Origin of the sequence: Massilia sp. YIM B02443 (assembly GCF_030411955.1) — a bacterium.
Taxonomy (GTDB): Bacteria; Pseudomonadota; Gammaproteobacteria; order Burkholderiales; family Burkholderiaceae_D; genus Telluria.
The window spans coordinates 1-19,020 of record NZ_JASNRA010000016.1; the positions used below are offsets into that span (position 1 = coordinate 1).

The window sequence follows — 19,020 nt, forward strand, 5'->3', positions numbered from 1 at the left end:
GGGAACACGACCTTGCGGCTGGCCGGGATCTTGCTGGCGTCGATGACGATCTCCACCGGCGGCTCGCTGGCCAGGGTGGTGAAGCTGGCCGACAGCGGCGCCGAGCGGTTGCCGGCTTCGTCGTAGGCCCGCGCGCGCACCGGGTACGTTGTCGACGCGGTCAACGCCGATACAGTGAACGACCGCGACAGCCCGGCATTCACATAGCTCGTGCCGCCGTTGATGCTGTACTCGTAGCCCGCCACACCGACGTCGTCCGTCGCCGCCTGGAAGGACAGCGTGGCGCCGCTCGTGGTGACATTCGTGATGCTGATCGCGCCGCTCATCACCGGCGCCGTGGTATCTGGCACGGCCGCAGCCTGCGTCGCCACCATTTCGGTTTCCACCGTCATCGGCAACGGCAGCGCGCCGTTGCTGAAAACAGCGTTGGTCATGTTCGGCGCCGACCCGGACAGATACTTCACGATCGGCTCGACCAGCGCCACGCCGCACTCGATCTCGATCAGGCCGGCGTTGACGCGCTGCGCCGTGATTCCGCTCAGCGTCACGTAACTGCCGTCCAGCTGTTTGTTCTGGACGGTGAAGCCGCCAGGCGCAGCCGGGTTGAAGCTCGTCCCATCCCGCGTGGTGACCACGCAGCGAACCTTGGTGCCGGCATACGTCATCGACGCCAGCTGAGGGCCGCGCACCATCTTCGGGTCTTCCCCGAGGTAGAAGGCGCGGCCGGCTTGATGCATCGCCATCGAGCCACAGGCGGCGTATCCGTCGAGGCTCGGCGCCAGGTGCACATTGTCCGACGCCGGCGCGAACTGCAGCGCCTGCACCTGCACCACGCCGGGATAGTTCCCGATCCTGCTTTCAGCCTGGCGCAGTCGATCGGCTTGCACCGGATTGAGCAGCTGCCGCGGCGGCGAGCCGACCCATATGATCTTGAGATCGGGGTTGCCAGTCAGCGTGCGCAGGACTTCGATCAGTGCCTGCATGTCCGCTTCGTGCTGCGCGCTCGACGTGATCCAACCGTTGTAGGCGTCGTTCGCCCCCACGGTGATGTACGCGCCGAAAATCTTGCCCTTGACGGCCGCCACTGCGCGTGCCAAGTCTTTGCGTTGCGTGCTGTTCGGGTCCAGCCACGTGCGCAGCGTGGTGCCGGCGACGCCGTAGTTGAGCCACGCGATTGGCTTGCCGGCCACGGTCGCCAGCTCGTCCGCCATGCGCGTTGCCGCGCCGGTGCTGCTCATCGCCGACCAGGCCGGCGTGGTGCCGCTCATCACCGCGGTATCGGGCGCCACCGTAAAGCCAGTGCCGCTTTTGTCGGTGAACAGGTAATCCGAGCTGGACGAGCCGCAGTTGATCCACGCGTCGCCGACCAGGATCTTGGCAGTCGAATACTGGCTTTCCGCCAGCACGGCGCTGCCGCTCTTCGTGCGGGCCTGGAACTGGTACGGCCCGCCGTCTGGTACTGCACGCACTCCGCTGTACGCAGTCGCGCCGATAGTCGCCGACTGGAGCGCCACCCAGTTACCAGGCGCGCCATCGGGCGCGATCATGCGCACCTCGACGCCAGTTGGCTGGGTACCGCTCAGTGCGCCGGTGAACGTCACCGTCGCGCCAGTGCCGGTAGACGGCACCACCTGCAGCGGCTCCGCGTTGCTGACGGTCACCGCGTCAGCCGCCGCCGGCGGCTCGCTGACGCCCTCCCTGTAGGCAAACGTCGGCTCCGCGCTGGTGGTCGGCGAGCCGGCCAGCGTGAACGGGAGCGCATTCGGGCCGCGGTCCGCGATGTCGGCGATGTCGCTGCCGCGCACATAGAGCACCGGGGTGTAGCCGAGGTCCGAGATCTCCTTGCCGGCTGCGAGCTGGGCGATTTCGAATTTCGTGAGCGCGCGGTTGAGGCGCAACATGCGCGAATAAGACCCATCGCTCTTGCGGTCCGCCGTATTGTCGACGCGCGAGCCGAACATGAAGCCGCTGCCGTTCAGCTCCTTGAGGATGGCCGCATTGGTCGTCGTCGCCTCCGTGATCACGGCGCTATCGTCGATCGGCGCGGTCGCCAAGACCGGGCAGCTGTACAGAGTAGCAAGAGGTGACTGCGTGCCGCCACTGCGCTGCACAGCGATCAGGTGGCGGCCGCCGGTGAACTGCGTGGTGCTCAGCAGCGCCGGCGCATTTGCATTGGACAGTGTGTCGGCGTAGACGGCGATGCGGCTGCGCAGCGTGGTGCCGGACACGCCGTCGCCGTAGTGCACGACATTCAGTGAGCCTGACGCACCGAAAGCGCCCGACGAGAAATGGTATTGCGTGACGTTCCCGGCTACCACGCCGTCGAAGCCGACAATGGCAAGCAGTAGCCAGTCACCGTTCGGGAAAACCAGCACCACGTGGTCAGGCGTGCTGATTGACTGGTTGCCGGCGGCGCGGTCGAGTTTGATCATGTAGCGGCCTACCGGTCAGGGGTTCAAAAGACGCTCGCGCACGAGCGCCAGCAACTCCTCGTCGGACTTGCCGACAAATTCGTCTGAGAAGATGACCGCCCGCACCGGTCGACCGCGGACGGTGCCGGTAACGGTGGTTGCGGTTGGCCCCGCTGCCTCCGCCTCAGCGCGCAGGCTTGCGAGCCAGGCGGCGGTACCGGGGCTCATGGATTACTGGCCGGCGGCCAGCGATTCCGCGTAGGCGACCGCTTCCGGCGAGGCGTCGATCACGTCGACCAGGCCCTTTTCCTGGGCCGCATCGATCTCGACGACATCGTTCGGTTGACCGAACTCGCACGCGACGAGCACGCGCGCTTTCTTCTTTTTGGCTTCTGCCATGGTTTTCTCCAGTGGTGGATGGAGGCCGGCGCCAGGCCGGCCCGCCGATTACGATCAGGTCGCGCTGTTCTGGAAGTGCTTGATCGCGCCGCCCACGTCGACCATGTTCGCGCCAGAGCGGCAGAACGCCAGGAAGCCGACTTGGCCCTTCTCGGTGTACTTCGAGTCGGTCATGCGGAACAGGGTGACGTCCATCACGTCGCGGATCAGGTACTTGGAGAAGTCGCCGAACAGGATCGACTTCGCATTCGCCCCCATCGGCGCCATGTGCTGGTTGATCACGATCTCGCGACCCATCAGGCGATCGGGTGCGCCACCCGGGTTACCCTGCTCGTAGCCAGGAACGAAGATCGGGCGGCCCTGGCCGTCCTTGATCTTGCGAATCGAGCGCAGACTGTCGTCGTGCATCATCAGACGGCCTGCCGGGCGGTAGAACGGATCAACCGAGTGCTCGAGGTCGACCAGGTCTTCGTAGCTGACGGTCGTGGCCGAGCCGGTCGCGCCCACTTTGCCGGCGGCGGAGGCGGTGACAACACCGCGCGGCTGGGCGGCGCCGGTGCCGACGGTGTGGTGACGGTTCTGGATGCGACCCAGGCGCAGGCGCAGCAGCTCGACGATGTAGGCTTCGATGTTGAACATCGAGTCTTGGATCAGTTCGAACGGCAAGGCGATCGACTTGGACGAATACTTGTACACGTCCATCGATGCCGAGCCGAAGCCGGTTTCGCCCGCACTGGCGCCGGAGTTTTGGCCGACGATCTCGCCCTCTTCTTGGGTGGAATCGGCAGTCGGGAAGAGCATCTGGGCGCCGGTCGACGTCTGGATGCCGGTTGCCACGCTGCGAACCGCGAATGCCGCCTTCATCGCCTGGATCAGCGAACGGCTGAACTCGGTCGCCACGGTGTAGCCGCCTTCCGAGCCGGTCGTGGTCGACATCGCGCCTTGGATGTCCTGGTTGACACGCGCACGCATTGCATTGCGTTGCTCGGCCGTCAGGTTCGACAAGCCACCGGCCAGCATGGCGCGCAGCGCAGTGCCTTCGTCGGTTGCGCCAGTGCCCTGGCGTTGAGCCGCTTCCACGGCTGCGCGGTGCTGCGCTTCGGGATTGTCGCCAGCCAGCTCAGCCACGCGCATTTCGCGGCTGATCTCGGCATCGATGTCAGCGATTTCAGCCAGGATCGAGTCCAGCTTTTCGGCCTCGGCGGCCGGCATGCGCTGGTCGGCCGGGTATTTGTTGTTCAGGTCGTGAGCCTTCTTGGCCACGGTGTCGCGTTGCGCGCGCAGTTGTGCGAGCTTGGTCATGTAGAACCTTTCGAATGGGGTGGTCCGCTCTCGCGGCCGGTGGGCATAAAAAAAGCCACCCGGAGGTGGCTGGTTTAGTCGGCGCGAGAGCGTCAGCTAACTTGGAGGCGCGCCATCGTGGTGATGCGCTGCCGCTGGCGAGCGCGGTGCTCCTCCGTAGCGGCTGGGTCGATCTGGTTGGTCGGCGCCGGCTTCGGCGCCTTCGCGTAGGCGCTCAGGTCCCACGATGCCTCGACCTTACTGCCTTCGGCAATGCGGTCGACCAGGCCGGCTGCGACCGCTTCGTCGGCGGTGTACCAGGTCTCAGCGTCCATGGCGGCCTTCACGTCGTCGACGCTCATGCCGCTTTTCTTCGCGTACTGGCCGGCCAGCGAGGCGTCGACCTTCGACAGCAGCGTCGCCGTCGCCGTCAGGTCGCTCGCGTTGCCCATTGCCCAGGTCCAGGCGTTGTGGATCATGAAGAAGCCACCGTCCGAGATCTCGACCTCGTCGGCCGCGGTGGCGATGACGGTCGCCGCACTGGCGGCGTAGCCGTCGATGTGCGCAACGACCTTGGCGCCGGTGTCGCGGATGGCCTGGCAGATCGCCTGGGCCGCGAACACGTCGCCGCCCGGGCTATTGATTCGCAGGCGGATCGTGCCGCCCTTGATCGCGCGGATCTCGGGCACCAGGGCCTCGGCCGACACGCCGCCCCACCAGTACGCGGTGTCCTCGTCGGCCACGATCGCGTCGTAGATGTAGATTTCGGTGTCGCCGCCATCCTTGGCGACAATCTTCGACTGCGGCACGCGCTCAGGGCGCTTCTTGTTGCTCGCCAGGAGCTTGGTCAGGCTGTTCGGCACTCGTGCCTCCATTCAGGTTCAATTTTGCGTTGGGCGGCATGTTCTCCAACCGGCGGATTTCGGTAGCGTCCATAAATGGCTGTTCGCCGGCGCGACCCAGGGCTGTGCGATATGCTTCGTAGCGGGCCTTAATATCACCCCGCTCCAGCGCCGCCGTGATGTGCTCCACGAAGAAGCGCTGGCGCACTGGCCACAGCTTGCTGTTCACCTCCTGCGTAATGGGGGTCAGGTGTCGCTGCAGCGTGTAGCGGACAAATCCCATACCCATTTCGCCGATGCCAGAGCCAAAGGAGGTGGTCTTGGTGGTATGGCCGACCATGAAGGGCGGCACGCCGAAGATGCGGCAGATTTCCTCCACCGTGAAAAGGCGGGTAGCCAGGATCTCGGCATCCTTTGAGTTCACGCTCAGCTGCGCCGGTTCCAGGCCGCCCGACAAGATCAGTGGGCCGCGCCCGCCGTTTTGCGCGCGCGCGATCAGCGATGCCTTCAACTGCTCCAGTTGGGTCTTATCCAGCTTCGACGCCGTCTTCAGCGCGTAATCGAAGTTGCCGCCGCCGGCGAGGAAGCGTCCAGTGTATTCCTGAGCTGCCAGCGCGGTGCCGATCGCCTCCAGCGCCGCATAGGTCAGCGGGCTAGGGCTGGTCAGGCCGTCGAAGCCCAAGCTTGGCAGGTGGATGACGTCTGCGCGGTCCAGTACATACACAGGGCCGTCGTCCGGAGTGATCCGGTAATAGACTTCCTTGCCGTCCTTGAAGGGCTGGACCGTCTGCCGCTTGAGCGGCTTCCACCCCGTTACGCGATTGCTGAACGGGCTTGGACGGATCCACTCGCCGAAGCCATCGCCGTGAGACAACTTCGACAGGATCAGCGCCTCCCAGGCTGCAGAGGCCGACCAGCCGTCGCTGGCCTTTTCGTTGAGCATCCACCAGTACTCATGATCCGCCGAGTCGCGATCATTGCCCTTGCGCTCGTAGATGCCGAGCGGCAGCGTGGCGATTGCGCCGGCGATCAACGACATGCAGCCGTAGGCGGCCGACACGCGCATGCCGGTCTCGGCCGTCACCTGGGAGCCGGACGACGAGCGGTGCGCTGCGCCAATCAGGTTAGCCAGCTCGCTCATGGTGAGGCTGCCGCTGGAATTCTCGCCCAGGGCGACGACGCCAGTTCGTTCGGCAGCGCCATCGCGACCGGCGATCCAGGAGTCGAGCACGCGCGAGCGGTGCTGGTTCGCCTCCAGGTTCAATAGTTGTCCGGTCATCAGAAGTCCAATACGTAAATTTCCGGCGCCGCCGCCCCGACGGGGTTCAGCGCCATCAGCGACACCGCGCTGAACGCGGACATCAGCGGGTCAATCTTGGCCTTGCCAGAGGCCTGTTTCGTGATCAGGATTGCATTGCCCTTGTCCTCGACGCGAGCATTGCCGACGCACCAGGCCATCATCGCGCGGCCGCCGTGCAGCAGCTCGCGCCCGGCGACCTTGCGCTCGGTGGTCTTGATCGCGCCGTTCAGGCGGTAGCCTTGCGAGATCGCGATGATCTGCTTCATGTCGATGCCGCGGGCCTCGGTGATCAGCTCGTCGACGACGTCGCCGATGCCGGCTGCGTCGACGCCGATGCCCTTCTCTTCCGGCAGCAGGCCCGAGTCGCGCACGTAGCAGATCAGATCCGCCACCGCCATGACGTCGTCGCCGGGCTGCGCCACGATGGTCAGGTCGCCCTCACGCTGGAAGTCCAGCAGCCGCGGCGCGATTTCCTTGCGCCGCTCTAGCGCGATCTTGTGCGCCCAGGCGTGGCACCAGAGGAGCCACTTGCCGGTTTCGCGCTCGCGCCCCAGAACAGACAGGCCCAGCAGGTCGTCCAGGCCGCCGCCGTCAATGCCGATCACCGCCACCTCCGACCGCTCGAGCAGCGTGTCCAGGGTGATGGAACGATCGACCGCAGCCTCCCAGAAGTCGGTGCCGGCCCAGCGGTCCGACCGCAGGTTCAAGCCGATCTCGACGTTCAGGTGCTTGGCCATGAACTCCTTGAACTCCTGTTCGCCGGCCTCCTTGGCCTGGCTGCGCAGCTGCGTGATTCGCTCGATATCGACCGAGGCGCCCCAGTTCGGGTTGGTGACGTAGGCGTTCTCCAGATCCTCGTAGGCCTTCGCCTCGAGCATCGCCGTCGGAAACTCGTAGATCACCGGCAGAAACTTGCGATCCACCACCAGGCCGTCGCGCACCTTGCGCGCGTAGTCCAGCTTCGCCTTGAACACACCCGCCGGCGGCTCGGCCGACTGCGTGGTCGCGTAGATGACGAAGCCCTCCGGGCGAGACGTCAGGCCGCCAGTCGCCTCAAGCAACATGTTCGATGCATGGGCCTTCTTGCCGAACTCATGCAGCTCGTCGACGAAGACGAACGACGCCTTCTTGCCCGACACAGTGTCGCTGTCAGCGGCGACAACCTTCAGCGTCGCGCCGGTGGTCTTGTGCGTGATGGTGCGGAAGTAATCCTGCACCTTCAACAGGGCCTCAAGCTCCGGATCCGCCTTGATCATGTCTCGGATCGGCTTGTAGCTGTTGTCCGCGATTTCCTTGGTCGGGCTCAGGATCAGCAGCTCGGCGGACGGTCGCCAGTTCATGATCAGCGCGCACAGCATGATGGCCGCGGCGATCGTGCTCTTGGCGTTCTTTTTGCTCACCATGAGCATGATCTCGTTGATGTGGCGCCGACCCGCCTCCGGGTCTTCGGCGCCGAACACCGCCTCGACGAACTCGCGCAGCCAGGGTAGCGAGGACTCGCCCACCGTTGGCTGGCCGGCGACGTCGACCAGGATGAAGCTACTGCAGATCGCCCAGGCCTCGGCCGCCACATCAGGGAACAATGGCGGGGCCGCAATCAGCGACTCCCGCGCCACGATCCGGCGCTCCCAGTCTGGACACGCCGTCGTGTAATCCATTGATCAACTCCTAATGCTTGACCGCTCCTCGCGGCCCCTGTCGCGGCGCGAATCGGCCGGAGGGCTCGGCGCCAGCGCCGCTACCCTTCTGGTCAGCCTTCCCTTCGCCCATCTTCTTGTGCCGGAACGGCGCAGCCAGGCCCATGGCCTTGAGCCGCAGCGCTGCCGGCAGCGCCGGGTCATTCATGAAGGTTTCGAGCGCATCGAGCGGCGTCATCCCCTCGGTTGAGGGGGCGTATTCGGACCCGACGTTCTCCGGGTTCGGCTTGCGGCCGGCGCCAGCGCGGGCACCGCCGCTGCGTCCTTTCACTCCGGCCATTTGAATTCCATTTGAAAAGGGGGTCTTTTTTGCGCGTGGGGTACAGGTCGGTGTCGGACCTCAGGGGCCGGGGACTTTCGATGCCCCCCCCTTGCATGGGCGCAACTGCCTGCGGATTGGGCAGGCGGCGCGCCCAGGGCAATGGTCAGCCTCGGGCGCGCCGCTTGGCCTCGCGCGCCGTCTTGGTGTCATGGCACGGCACGCACAACGTTTCCTTGTTGTCGTCGTCGTCCGTGCCACCCTCCCAGAGCGGCACGATGTGGTCGACCGGATGGCCGACGGTGGTGCGCCCCTCGCGTAGGCATTGCTGGCACAGGCCGCAGTCGCGCTCGCGAATGCGTTTGCGGTCCAGCACGCCGGCATAGCCGCGCTTGCGCTCGACCACGCCCGGCCGCTCGGTGAGCGTGGGCAGGCGCGCGCCGGCGGACTGCAGGCGCGTCTTCAGGGTGGTCAGCTTCATATCTTGGCCGGCACCAGGGCAGCGACTTCGTGCAGCAGCAGGCCCGGCTTGCCGTAGCCCTTGGCCTGCAGGATCTCGGCCGCGCGCTCGGCCTCGACCAGGCGTGCGCAGATGCGATCGAGGGCGCCACTGTTCGTGATGTTCCAGGTGATGGCCGGGCGCGTGCCGGTGACGGCGCGGACGATCTGCTGGCGGTAGCAGGTAGCGGTGGTCATGGCGCGTTCGCAATGAGCAGCTGCTCGCGTGCGAACTGCACGAGCATGCGCATCCAGACGATCTCGGATTCGACGCTCACGCTACTTCTCCCCGAAGCCGGGCACATCCTTGAACGTGCCCTTGTAGACGCGCTGAATGAACACGAGCACCAGGATCGCCACCAACGTCCACAGCACGCCATGCGCCCAGTCTGGCGCGTTCAGCCGATCCAGCAGCAGCCAGGCCACAGCCGCGAACAGAATGGGCAGGCGCGGCGGCAGCGAGCTGTACTTGATGAACACTTCACGGGACATGGCATACCTCGGAAAAAGAAAAGCCGCCCGGCGCATTGCTGCGAGGGGCGGCGAACGCCAGCTGCTGGAGCTGGACGAGGAGACTCGGGGACTGCTTACGGCAGTCAGGCGGCCAGCCCCAGGGCTATATGCCAAGTGGGCGGCGGGCTGCCGGTTACAGCGTCCGGCGTCGGTGCGCGCTGGGTGCGCTCGACTGTTCTGGCCGATGCCAGTTCGCGTTCTCGTAATCGTGGGCGCCGTCTTCGAAGTCTCGCCGGGCGGGCGCTCCGGCACTTCTCGGGCAGATCAGGTCCCGTGCACATTTCGTTGCGCTTCTACGTGGTGACCAGGCCGGGTGGCATCTAGTTCTTCATGGTTCGCCTCCATCGCGGCGTAAACGAAAAAGCCCACCATGTGGTGGGCTGATCAGCTTTTCTCCGGGCGTGCGAATCCACCCATGCGCGCAGTTTACGCCCAATACAGCCGAGTTGCAACATTGTTGCGCAACTTCTTTTCGAGTTCATCGCGCGCTTCCAACAGCACGCTCTCGTAGTTGGCATTCGGATAGCGCCAGGCCGAGGCGATGCCCTGGCTCTTGTAGATGGCCCAGCGGTCGCGCATCGGCAGGCTGTCGACCATCGCGTTGACGCACTCGCCCAGCTTCAGGTCGGCGATGTACTGCGCCTCGTGCACGTTCGCGTCGGGCGGCGCGTCGCCGACCAGCTTCATGCCGCGGCCACCCAGGTCGAGATTGGGCACCCGCATGTAGTCGCCCCAGCACGCCATCAGCATGGTGTACGGGTCAGGCTTGTTGATGGTGGATTGCACGACCTCCGCCTTGCGAACTCGGCGGAGGGTCGAGCCTGCGAAAAGGCCGAGCGTTGCGGTGGTCATGGGGTTCTCCTAAAGGACGACCGAGCCAGCGTAGCACATGCCGTCAAGAAATTTCCGAATTGAATTTTTCTTTTAAGTGAACTGTGGCAAGTGAACACCTGGCGATGTTAGGATGCATTTTTGACTATGTCTTCGGCAAAGTGCGCGGGGGTGAAAATGGCGAAACGATCTCAAACCCGCAGCGAGTTAGTGATGCGGCTACGTGAGCAGATTGACCTTCTCACGTTCTATTGCGAGAACTTTGACGACGGGAAAACAATGCTCGCGAAGCCGATGGCCACAGTTCTCCGCATACTGCTGCATACATCTGCGCAAAAGAACAGCAACACTATCGCCCTCACCGATCACCTAGGTCTTCGAAATGGCCGTTGGCGCTCAGTGGCTGCCCTTGGGGATCCTCGCTCTCACCCAATCACATGCACGCTGATTGGAGTGTTAGTCCATGCTGAAATCGGGCCCGACGGAAGCTCTGCTTTATCTCTGCAATCATTCCCCTACTTGAGCGGCCTTGATCGCGGCCTTCGCCGCATTCCTTTTGTTAATTGGTGGACCGAGCCAATCGCCTATAACCATGCACGCCGCGTCGCTTTCTCTCGCATGGATGTCGTCCGTAAAGTCACTGATACAGACGGCGGTGCGCACGTAGATGGCTCTCTTGATGCGGATTACATTGCATTCAAGGATGGTGAATTTCTTGGGATGTGTGGCAAATTGGATCAGAAATCTTTAAAAATTACACTTGGCCATGAGCGAGGAGATCCACTTACTGGCGCTGTTGCGGCGACAATCAGGGCTATTGCTCACGAAGTTCTGCTGACTCTTCAGTCGACTGCTCCAGAAGCATTTTCGAGACCCTATACGTTTAAGCCGCGCGGCTAGCGGCGCACTCACGCCGCCTCCCCGCCGGCCGTCATCACCTTCACCAGCACGCCGGGCGTCTCCGAATACCGCTTCTCAATGTGAATGCGCACCACCTGGGCGTCGTCGCGCCACACGATGCCGTTGCAGCCATCCTTGATGCCCTTCAGGACGTTGTCGGCGTCGGGCTTCTTTGTGGCCGCGATCGTTCCGGCGGCGGCCATGGCGCGGCGCTTGTTCGACCAGCTGGCCGGAATCTGCAGGTTGAGCGTGAGCGAGAGCGCCACCGGCCCGGCGTTCGGCTCGGCGCCGGCCATGGCCTGGGTGGCTGCCATCTTCACCAGGTTCTCGTAGTTGACGGTCTTGGCGGGCGTGTAGGTGGACACGTGCGCGCCGCGCCGCGCGAACTTCGGGCGGCCCTTCGGTACCGGCTGGCCGGGGATGTTGAACACGACGTTCATGCGGTGATTCCTTCCTGTTTCAGTTGTTCCTGGGTGATGGCGGTGGCGCGGTCGAACGTGTCTTCCAGCTGCTGGCGCGTCATCCAGCCGGGCAGCGGGCGCCGACCGTCGAGCACGTCGTGGCAGTCGCTGCAGCCGAAGCACGCCGCGCTGTCCGGCGCCTTCAGGCCCATGCCCTTGCCGTCGGCCAGGCGGTTGGAGTGGCACAGCACCGTGGTGGCCGGGTCGCGGTTGCACACGCCCGGGATCATCAGCGTGCAGTCGCGGCCGCGCGCGGCGCGCCGGGCTGGCGTCGACTTGGCGCGTGACTTCTTCATCGGCTTGCGGGCCTTCAGCTGCACCGCGGCGACGCGCAGCAGGCCGGCGCCGGCGGCGGGCGCCTTGAAGCTGGTTCGGCGCATCGGCGTCTTGCGCGCCAGCGGCTTGCCCTGCTTGAGGGTGCCAGTGCGGGCGATGGGGGAGCGGTTGAGCGTCATGCTAGAAGCTCCCATGCAGTTGCCGCCACGAGCGGGTCTTGTCCGTTGCCAATGGCGCGGTTCCGGTCCATCCGATCGGCCATGCCATCAGGTTTTCCCAGAAATCCGGGTTGACATACAATTTCCCGGTTGGGGTGTTGCGCAACTTGTTTTTGCTTCCCCCAACCTCCTGGAAGGTGCCACCCCAGTGGCTTGAGCCATGGCATGGAGTCGGCCACGATCCACGTCCTTTCGCGCTGGTGATCGGCGCCCAGATCGTCAGATCCAAGCACTCCCCATCGAGCATCGAACCCCAGCGAGGCCAGGAGTCCGAGAACGGCGCCGAGCCCTCGATGAGGCAGCATTGACGAGTTCTCCAGCACGACGAAGCGCGGTCGAACCTCGCGAACGATCCGTCCAACCTCCACGTAGAGACCGCTTTGCTCGCCCTCGATGCCTGCTTTCTTCCCGGCTGCGCTGATATCGGTGCAAGGGAATCCCGCCGAAACCACGTCAATATGGCCGCGCCATGGGCGTCCGTCGAAGGTACGTACATCGTCCCAAATGGGGAATGGTGCGAGGTGCCCTTCAGTCTGTCGCTGCATGAGTCGTCGGGCGCAGAAGGCATTGATTTCCACCGCGGCGGCAGTGCGCCATCCAAGCAGGTGGCCCGCAAGTATTCCTCCACCAGCGCCTGCGAAAAGTGCCAACTCATTCATTTCTCCGTTTCCTTATTGTTGTTCCTGCTGCTGCGCCACATACCGCGCACGCGGCGCCCGGTCCTTCGCTTCCTTGAACAGCACGCCGATCTGGCCGTTCCAGGGTGTCGGGCGCGCCCAGACCACGCAGCGGCCAGTTGGCGAGCCGTCGGCTGGCAGGCGGAAATACGCGCACATGGCGCAGGGGTCGTGCTCGCTGGTCATGCCGCGACCTCGGCGCCGGCGCGCTGGCGCAGCGCCACCTGGTGCTTCGCCCACTCGCCTGCAATCCAGGTCACGCCCTTCGGGGTGAAGCGAGCGGCGTTGTAGGCGTGGCCGCTGACCTGGGCGGTGCCGGCCTTCACGCAGAAGCGGCCGGCGTCGATGTGCTGCGCGTGCGGCGTGAGCTCGCCGGACAGGCGGTAGAGGATCTTCGAGTCGAGCAGGAACTCGCGGAATTCGTTCTCCTTCGCGTTCAGCAGCTTGGCCACCTGCCGGAAGCCCTTCGTGCCGGTCGAGTCGGCGTAGCGCTCGACGAACTCCACGGCCGGCGCCGCGGCGGCGAGCTGCTCGGCCTGGGCCGCGATCACGTCTTGCTGGTCGGCGGCCAGGCGCAGCGCCTCGGCAAACGACTGTGGCAGCGCTGGCGCCGGTGCAGCGGCTTCCAGCTCCATCCAGCGGTCGATGATCTTGGCGCGCAGCGCGGCGCTGTAGCCGGAGATCACGATCAGGCAGTCACGCTTTGCCAGGTCGTAGACCATGGTCGGGCGGCCGCCGGCGACGCCGGGCGCCTGCAGCCGGGCGGTATTACGACCAAGTCGTAAAACCCCTTCGTTGATCAGGCGCTCGATTGTCGCGATGACGTCGTTGTGGCGCGCTTCGCAGATTTCGGCGATCTCGCGGCTCGACATCGTCGCTTCGGCGCCAGGGGTGTGCAGTGTCAGCATGGTGCGTCTCCTCGTGATCATGGGTTGCCGCCGGCGCGGCGCGCGGCCTCGGCGGCGCGAATGCGGGCGTCGTATTCTTCGTAGCTTTCGTCGGTGCCCTTCGGGTCCATCCCCTGGGGCTTGCGCACCTGGATCGGTGGCGCGGGCTTGCCATAGGCTGGCACCGGGCCGGCAGGCGGGTTCATCAGGTCGCGGATGATCGGCACCAGGTAGTTCGGCGCGATCTTGGCCGTCGGCCCCTTCTGCTCGCGAGCAGTGACGATCGCCGCGTGCAGCACCTCCATCGGGATTTTTTGGGTCGCCCAGTCCAGCACAGCGGGATGCGTGAACTTGGCGTCGACGCCGAACTTGCGCAGGGCGACCGACAGGGCGATAGCTGGCGCAGGATCTTGCGGCAGCTGTTCGAGCGGCGGCATCAGGGCAGCGCGTGGGTTGTCGAGTTCGTGGGGCTGGGCATCGACGACGACGACAGCGGCGGCGGTAGCCGTCGCGCCTGCGCTGTTGTCGTCGTTGTTCTTCTCTTCTCTACTCTCCTCTTCTCTAGGCGTGACTTGGTGTGACATGGCGTGACTTGGCGTGACGCCAGCACCGGAACCATTGTTTGCACTGTCACGCTCGCGTTGTTCACGGTCACGCTCACGCTGTTCACGCTTCCGCTCCGCCGCGGTGTTGTCCACGCGCTCGCGCTTCGGCTGGCGCTCTTCCCAGCGCGTGACGCGACTGCCGTCGACCAAGGCGCGGCCCTGCATCGCGTCGAGGATGCGCGCCGTGGTGCCGTCGTCGGCGCCGAGCAAGAAGTCGGTTGCCTCGCAGTCGATGGCGCCGAACACGCCCCGCTCCGCGCTCGCGCTGGCCTGCTCGAGGATCAGCGCCCACACGGCGATGACGTCGCCGACGCGCGCGGCCGCCTTCCTGGCCACCAAGCCGAACTTGGGGTCGTTCACGCTGCCGTGGTGCCAGCGGAACCAGTCGATACCGTTGGCCATCAGTGCGCCCCTTCGATGATCGAGAACTGGCGCGTGTCGACCGGCTTGGCCACGTAGACGAAGCCGCGTTCACAGTGCGCCAGCTCCGCGCGCTGCGCGGCCTGGCAGGCGCGATCGCACACTGCCGAGCGTTGGTGCTCGAACAGGCAACCACGGCAGCTCTTGGCCGGCTTGGTGGTGAACTGGATGTCTTCCGGCGAGAGCGGCTCGCCCTCTTGCCCCAGCCATTTCAGGATGCTGACGTTCCTGCTCATGGCGCGGCCTTCACGATCTCGGCCTGTTGTTTGAGCAGGTTCGCAGCTGCGGCCTGGTCGTAGCCGGCCAGCCAGTGCACCAAGCCCGGCGCGTCTGGGTCCATGTGGTGCGCGTCGCGCGCGGCGCCACGGTAATAGGCTTCGATGCCGCGGGTGACGTAGCCGGCGACGGAAATGATCTGGTCAATCATGGGAGGTTCCTTTCTGGTGCTGCCGCCGGCGCGCCGAACAGCGCAGCGACGAGCGGGTCGCGCATGCCGATCGCCGGGTAGGTCGTGCGCTGGATGACGATCCGGACGTCGGTTTCCTTGCGGCGCGGACGCGGGTAGTCGTCGGTGGCGATCTGGTCGGCGGTGGGCTTGGTGCTGAGGTGCCAGCGATTGAGCTTGCCGCCGCGCACGTTGTCAGCGCACGGCGTGCTGGTGACAAGCCCCTTGGCGCGCATGTGGTGCAGGCGGCAGGAGATCATGTCGACAGGGAGGTTGATGCGCTTGCTGATGTCGGTCGAGAACTCCAGGCCGGACCGCAGGCACTCCAGGAGCATGTCGCGCATCACAGCGGCTGGCGGGCGGGCGCTCGGAGCGTTCATTTCTCGGCCATCCCTTTGAAGCGCGAGCGCAGCTGCATCGCCTTCTGCAGCAGGTTGAACAGCGCCTTATCGACCGCCGCTACCTCCTTGGCGTCTACCTTGCCATCGGCCAGCGCCTGGTGGATCTCGTTGCCGAACGTGCCAAGCTTCGACCACAGTCCGGTAACCGACTCGAGTACCGCCATGTCGCAGGCCGGTGCCTCATCGAGCTTCGTGCACACGAAGCCGTGCTGGCGCGCCAGGGCGTGCAGCACGTCGTAGTTCTCGGTGATCTCCATCACCCGCGAGGCGTCGTCCATCGTCAGGACGTTGGTGGTGCTGTTCGGGTTGGCCTTGTTGCGCAGCAGGCCCGCGGTGTAGCCCAGGCGCACGGCCAGAGCCTCGCAGCCGCCAGGGGCTTCGTGCACGGTACGGTGGAAGGCGTCTTTGTAGTTCATGTGTCATTCCTGGGAACAAATGAGGCGTGGAAATATCGAGTGCGTGACAATGCTGTTATGGAAACTCGCCGGCTCAGGCTTCTGATGGATCACCAAATACGGCTGGGTTCAGCTCGTAGCGCGTGACCTGACCGTCGAACAGCGCTTCGACCTCACGGCATCGGTCGCCTGGCACGACCCCGTGAGCAGCCCACTTCTGGATTGCTTGAGGGGTCAGGTTGAGGAGATCTCCGAGGGCGGTCTGACTTCCCGCAAGTCGAATCGCTTTAGCAATACCGGTTTCCATGGCTTAGGTCTCGTTGTTGGTTACAACCATAGGTTACAGTAACGAGCGATCTTCTACAACTTATTTTTGCAGTGCTATCTACAACGGTTGCTTGTAAGATGGTCGAATGGAAACTATGGCAACGAGAATCGAGAAGCTTCTGTCGGACAAAAACGGCGGCAACCAATCCGAGATGGCGCGCTACATCGGCGTGAGTCCGCAGGCTGTGCAGAAGTGGGTGGCTGGCGAGTCCGAGCCGCGCGGGAAGAATCTCGACTTGGCGGCGGAATTTTTAGGCGTCACACCGGCGCACCTGAAGTTCGGGATCGCCCTTGACCAGCCAGCAGGCGCTGCAGCGCAGACCTTCCCGGGCATGATTCCGGTCCGCGGCGTCGAGCCGGACGACCCGAGCCTGACCCAAATTATGAAGGTGCGCATCAAAGTCCAGGCCGGCATCACCGGGTTCCAGGTCGAGCCCGAGCATCACGACGGTGAAACGATGGGCGTACCGACGAGCTGGGTGCGCGGCGAGCGCCTGGTGATGTCGGACCTGTATGCAATTGTTGTGAAGGGCGAAAGCATGGAGCCGTCCCTATACGACGGCGACGTGATCGTTGTGAACACGGCCGACAAGAAACTGACAGATGGGTCCGTGTATGCCGTCAATTACGAAGGCGAGGTGGTAGTAAAGCGGATGGTGCGGGATTCTGGAATGTGGTGGCTGGCCTCAGACAATGCGGACCAACGCAGATTTCACCGGAAGCTGTGCAAAGGCGCCGAATGCATCGTAATCGGGAAGGTCGTAAGAAAAGAGAGCACACATATTTAAGAGGCTTGAGTGAAGAAATTGACAGCGGTACTTTCTAGCGCAGTATTGGCGATAATAGTTGTATTTGCAGGAATTTTTATCTGGAAATTCGAGGACTGGATAAAAATTCCCAAAGCTCGCGAGGCTATTCAATCAGCGCTCCGCGACCCCTCCAGTGCTCAATTTCGAAATGAGAAGTTGACCAAGTTAGGCGTACTTTGTGGCGAGGTGAATTCGAAAAATTCTATGGGCGGGTATGTCGGATTCAAGAAATTTATATCCGTAGCGCCAGGGGCGAACTATATCGAAGGTGCCGGCCGCATTGGAGAGGAGTCAACGGACGACATGATCGCCCGAATGGACAAGGAGATTGTGATTATGAAGCGATTTACCGCTGCTGAGTTTGAGCACCCTTCCAAAGATCAAATAACGGAATTTGCCGTAGCTGAAATATTTAGAGACAAATGGGCAGAACTCTGCGAAGAGTCCTAAAAATTGTCACGGCAATTTTGGAAGCTGTAAGTGATAGCTTGAAGGCGAATCAGCACGCCAAGTTGCTGAGATTGTAAACAAAGGGAAAAGGAGATAGCATATGGCAACACAACCGACGTCGCCACCGCCACGGGAAGAAAAGAATCACGTTCCTCGGCCGGCGGAGCATCGCCCTCCCCCTCCTCCACCTGAGCGGAAATGACCACACTAGACCCTGATCTTTGGAAGCATTTTTGCAATCGTCGAAGCGACATCCGCTTGCGCGCGCTGATGAATCGAATGTACTACCAGGAGCGCCAGCGGATATTTGAGCTGCGCGAGGGTCTAGTAAAAGTTGTTTCCCTACTCGCTGGCTCTGCGGCGCTGGCAAAGGTCGCCGATCCGCAAATTGTGCAATGGTGCGCGGTGGTAATTACGGCCAACACCGCCGCCTCACTAGTGTTCGGGTTTGGCACAAAGGCTCGAGACAGTGCAAAGCGCAGCTCAGAATGGGCACTGCTCGAGCGCGACATTGAGGCGCGAGGTGAGCGCAGCTTTGTCGAAGCGGACCTCAATACGTGGTGCGCTCGCTGCAATGAGATTGAGGCGTCCGAACCGGCCGCGCATCCAGGCCTACTTGAGCGGTGTTATATTCGCGCCTGCGAAACTCTGGGTAGCACCCCCGGCAAAGCATCGTTCTGGCGGAGACACCGCCCCGCAATCTTTATCCCCTAGAATTCCTCATCGCCGATCGTTCCCGCCATAGCGGGAACTCCGTGTAGACCCCGCCCAGCGCGGGTATTTTTTCGCCCGCATCTCGGGCAAGAAGTCAGCTGCCTTTGTCGAAAGTTGCGCCCTACCTGCTTTCGCCGCTGACTACAACTTTTTCTTGCAATCGCATTTTTGATGCTGTAACCTATGGTTGTAGTGAAGAGCAGGAAGTGTCCAAACAGCGCGGTTTGCGAAGTGCCCATCAACCGGTGTTTCGAAGGAGCGAGCCGCGCTGTGTGGTAGCTGGCAGGACTCAAGCGTTCTGCGTCGCTTTTTGAAGTACGAGGCCTGCTGGCCGCCGCAACCAACACCGCCGGAGCGCCGGCACGAACGAAAGGATCCGGGCATGGCCCAGCAATACGACACCGAGTACCTCAGCCAGGCGATCGACGAAGAGATCGAGCTGGCAATGCTCGACAAGAAACTGAAAGGCCTCAAGCCGCGCAGCCTCTACTTCGACGTGCCGGTGCACCAGAAGGTGGCGCGCGGGTCGCTGGTCGGGATGTATGGCGGTTTGCACTCGGTCGACCTGCCGCGCTACCGCCGCAACCCGCGCGACGCCGGCGAGCTGGCGATCCGCCGCGGCGTGAACGTAAAGCACGACCACGACGACTACAGCGTGTCGGCTTCCTACGGCAGCAGCCGGCGCGCGGTCACCGAGTTCTACGGCGAGCACCCTGACGTCGCTGCCGCCACTATGGCCGCGATCACCCGCGCCGCGATCCAGTTGCTGATCGAGCAGCGCGATGAAGCTGCGGCGCTCAACCCTACCCGCTCGAAGTCGAGCCGCCAGCCCCGCGCCCGGGCAAAAACGAAAGAGTGAGGACGACATGCGTTACCGCATCACCATCTGCACCGCCGCCGACGCCGCGCCGGTCACGTACACCGCCATCGGCGACCGCGATGCCCTGCAGGACGCCGCGTACGAAGGCGGAGCCCTGGGCGTCACGGTCATTTGCGAGGACTAA

The 19,020-nt window shown here is 63.7% G+C and carries 29 protein-coding genes; 6 read left to right on the forward strand and 23 right to left on the reverse strand.

The window, feature by feature from the left end; translation table 11 throughout:
• The 12 genes from QPK27_RS16570 to QPK27_RS16625 form a co-directional block, all read right to left on the reverse strand.
• A partial coding sequence (locus QPK27_RS16570) for a sialate O-acetylesterase (RefSeq protein ID WP_290419354.1) occupies positions 1-2,432 on the reverse strand: 2,432 nt, incomplete at its 3' end.
• 15 nt (positions 2,433-2,447) lie between these two features.
• Positions 2,448-2,639 carry a hypothetical protein gene (locus tag QPK27_RS16575; protein WP_290419355.1) on the reverse strand — a complete coding sequence of 64 codons (192 nt, stop codon included), beginning with the start codon at positions 2,637-2,639 and terminating at the stop codon, positions 2,448-2,450.
• A 3-nt stretch (positions 2,640-2,642) separates the two neighbouring features.
• Positions 2,643-2,810, reverse strand: a complete 168-nt coding sequence (locus QPK27_RS16580) for a hypothetical protein (RefSeq protein WP_290419356.1) — start codon at positions 2,808-2,810, stop codon at positions 2,643-2,645.
• 54 nt (positions 2,811-2,864) lie between these two features.
• Positions 2,865-4,112, reverse strand: coding sequence for a phage major capsid protein (locus QPK27_RS16585; protein ID WP_290419357.1), 1,248 nt, complete (start codon positions 4,110-4,112; stop codon positions 2,865-2,867).
• A 92-nt stretch (positions 4,113-4,204) separates the two neighbouring features.
• Positions 4,205-4,954 carry a head maturation protease, ClpP-related gene (locus QPK27_RS16590; RefSeq protein ID WP_290419358.1) on the reverse strand — a complete coding sequence of 250 codons (750 nt, stop codon included), beginning with the start codon at positions 4,952-4,954 and terminating at the stop codon, positions 4,205-4,207.
• Entirely contained in the window at positions 4,905-6,212 is a 1,308-nt protein-coding gene (locus QPK27_RS16595; RefSeq protein WP_290419359.1) for a phage portal protein, read from the reverse strand. Before QPK27_RS16595 ends, QPK27_RS16590 begins: the two co-directional genes overlap by 50 nt.
• Positions 6,212-7,891 carry a terminase large subunit gene (locus QPK27_RS16600; RefSeq protein WP_290419360.1) on the reverse strand — a complete coding sequence of 560 codons (1,680 nt, stop codon included), beginning with the start codon at positions 7,889-7,891 and terminating at the stop codon, positions 6,212-6,214. The genes QPK27_RS16595 and QPK27_RS16600 overlap by 1 nt, the downstream gene beginning before the upstream one ends.
• A 10-nt stretch (positions 7,892-7,901) precedes the next feature.
• Positions 7,902-8,210 carry a hypothetical protein gene (locus QPK27_RS16605; RefSeq protein WP_290419361.1) on the reverse strand — a complete coding sequence of 103 codons (309 nt, stop codon included), beginning with the start codon at positions 8,208-8,210 and terminating at the stop codon, positions 7,902-7,904.
• Between the two features lie 145 nt (positions 8,211-8,355).
• Complete coding sequence (locus tag QPK27_RS16610) at positions 8,356-8,670, reverse strand: HNH endonuclease (RefSeq protein WP_290419362.1); 315 nt, start codon at positions 8,668-8,670, stop codon at positions 8,356-8,358.
• Positions 8,667-8,885, reverse strand: coding sequence for a hypothetical protein (locus QPK27_RS16615; RefSeq protein ID WP_290419363.1), 219 nt, complete (start codon positions 8,883-8,885; stop codon positions 8,667-8,669). The genes QPK27_RS16610 and QPK27_RS16615 overlap by 4 nt, the downstream gene beginning before the upstream one ends.
• An 81-nt stretch (positions 8,886-8,966) precedes the next feature.
• A complete protein-coding gene (locus QPK27_RS16620) occupies positions 8,967-9,179 on the reverse strand; it encodes a hypothetical protein (RefSeq protein WP_290419364.1) in 213 nt (70 codons plus the stop codon).
• Between the two features lie 447 nt (positions 9,180-9,626).
• Positions 9,627-9,986: a hypothetical protein gene (locus QPK27_RS16625; RefSeq protein ID WP_290419365.1), complete on the reverse strand. Its 360-nt coding sequence runs from the start codon at positions 9,984-9,986 to the stop codon at positions 9,627-9,629.
• A gap of 186 nt (positions 9,987-10,172) precedes the next feature.
• On the opposite strand from QPK27_RS16625, the gene QPK27_RS16630 reads away from it, so the two are divergent.
• Entirely contained in the window at positions 10,173-10,931 is a 759-nt protein-coding gene (locus QPK27_RS16630; protein WP_290419366.1) for a hypothetical protein, read from the forward strand.
• An 8-nt stretch (positions 10,932-10,939) separates the two neighbouring features.
• Here QPK27_RS16630 and QPK27_RS16635 read toward each other — a convergent pair whose 3' ends face one another.
• The 11 genes from QPK27_RS16635 to QPK27_RS16685 form a co-directional block, all read right to left on the reverse strand.
• Positions 10,940-11,371: a RusA family crossover junction endodeoxyribonuclease gene (locus QPK27_RS16635; protein WP_290419367.1), complete on the reverse strand. Its 432-nt coding sequence runs from the start codon at positions 11,369-11,371 to the stop codon at positions 10,940-10,942.
• Positions 11,368-11,847, reverse strand: a complete 480-nt coding sequence (locus QPK27_RS16640) for a nuclease domain-containing protein (RefSeq protein WP_290419368.1) — start codon at positions 11,845-11,847, stop codon at positions 11,368-11,370. The genes QPK27_RS16635 and QPK27_RS16640 overlap by 4 nt, the downstream gene beginning before the upstream one ends.
• A complete protein-coding gene (locus QPK27_RS16645) occupies positions 11,844-12,545 on the reverse strand; it encodes a DNA cytosine methyltransferase (protein ID WP_290419369.1) in 702 nt (233 codons plus the stop codon). The genes QPK27_RS16640 and QPK27_RS16645 overlap by 4 nt, the downstream gene beginning before the upstream one ends.
• Before the next feature lie 12 nt (positions 12,546-12,557).
• Positions 12,558-12,749: a hypothetical protein gene (locus QPK27_RS16650; RefSeq protein WP_290419370.1), complete on the reverse strand. Its 192-nt coding sequence runs from the start codon at positions 12,747-12,749 to the stop codon at positions 12,558-12,560.
• Positions 12,746-13,471, reverse strand: a complete 726-nt coding sequence (locus QPK27_RS16655) for a phage antirepressor KilAC domain-containing protein (RefSeq protein ID WP_290419371.1) — start codon at positions 13,469-13,471, stop codon at positions 12,746-12,748. The genes QPK27_RS16650 and QPK27_RS16655 overlap by 4 nt, the downstream gene beginning before the upstream one ends.
• 17 nt (positions 13,472-13,488) lie before the next feature.
• Positions 13,489-14,457: a hypothetical protein gene (locus tag QPK27_RS16660; protein ID WP_290419372.1), complete on the reverse strand. Its 969-nt coding sequence runs from the start codon at positions 14,455-14,457 to the stop codon at positions 13,489-13,491.
• Positions 14,457-14,711 carry a hypothetical protein gene (locus QPK27_RS16665; protein ID WP_290419373.1) on the reverse strand — a complete coding sequence of 85 codons (255 nt, stop codon included), beginning with the start codon at positions 14,709-14,711 and terminating at the stop codon, positions 14,457-14,459. Before QPK27_RS16665 ends, QPK27_RS16660 begins: the two co-directional genes overlap by 1 nt.
• Positions 14,708-14,902 (reverse strand): hypothetical protein, encoded by a 195-nt coding sequence (locus QPK27_RS16670; protein ID WP_290419374.1) that lies wholly within the window; start codon positions 14,900-14,902, stop codon positions 14,708-14,710. The genes QPK27_RS16665 and QPK27_RS16670 overlap by 4 nt, the downstream gene beginning before the upstream one ends.
• A complete protein-coding gene (locus QPK27_RS16675; protein WP_290419375.1) occupies positions 14,899-15,264 on the reverse strand; it encodes a hypothetical protein in 366 nt (121 codons plus the stop codon). The genes QPK27_RS16670 and QPK27_RS16675 overlap by 4 nt, the downstream gene beginning before the upstream one ends.
• A gap of 32 nt (positions 15,265-15,296) precedes the next feature.
• Complete coding sequence (locus tag QPK27_RS16680; protein WP_290419376.1) at positions 15,297-15,737, reverse strand: phage regulatory CII family protein; 441 nt, start codon at positions 15,735-15,737, stop codon at positions 15,297-15,299.
• Positions 15,738-15,810: 73 nt separating this feature from the next.
• The gene (locus QPK27_RS16685; RefSeq protein WP_290419377.1) at positions 15,811-16,023 is read right to left on the reverse strand and encodes a YdaS family helix-turn-helix protein; all 213 of its coding nucleotides are present in this window, start codon (positions 16,021-16,023) and stop codon (positions 15,811-15,813) included.
• Between the two features lie 115 nt (positions 16,024-16,138).
• Between QPK27_RS16685 and QPK27_RS16690 the strand changes: the two genes are divergently transcribed.
• The 5 genes from QPK27_RS16690 (at position 16,139) to QPK27_RS16710 (ending at position 19,020) form a co-directional block, all read left to right on the forward strand.
• Positions 16,139-16,831: a S24 family peptidase gene (locus QPK27_RS16690; RefSeq protein WP_290419378.1), complete on the forward strand. Its 693-nt coding sequence runs from the start codon at positions 16,139-16,141 to the stop codon at positions 16,829-16,831.
• 9 nt (positions 16,832-16,840) lie between these two features.
• Complete coding sequence (locus tag QPK27_RS16695; protein ID WP_290419379.1) at positions 16,841-17,302, forward strand: hypothetical protein; 462 nt, start codon at positions 16,841-16,843, stop codon at positions 17,300-17,302.
• 198 nt (positions 17,303-17,500) lie between these two features.
• The gene (locus tag QPK27_RS16700) at positions 17,501-18,016 is read left to right on the forward strand and encodes a hypothetical protein (protein WP_290419380.1); all 516 of its coding nucleotides are present in this window, start codon (positions 17,501-17,503) and stop codon (positions 18,014-18,016) included.
• 382 nt (positions 18,017-18,398) lie between these two features.
• Positions 18,399-18,875, forward strand: a complete 477-nt coding sequence (locus QPK27_RS16705) for a hypothetical protein (RefSeq protein ID WP_290419381.1) — start codon at positions 18,399-18,401, stop codon at positions 18,873-18,875.
• Positions 18,876-18,882: 7 nt separating this feature from the next.
• Complete coding sequence (locus QPK27_RS16710) at positions 18,883-19,020, forward strand: hypothetical protein (protein ID WP_290419382.1); 138 nt, start codon at positions 18,883-18,885, stop codon at positions 19,018-19,020.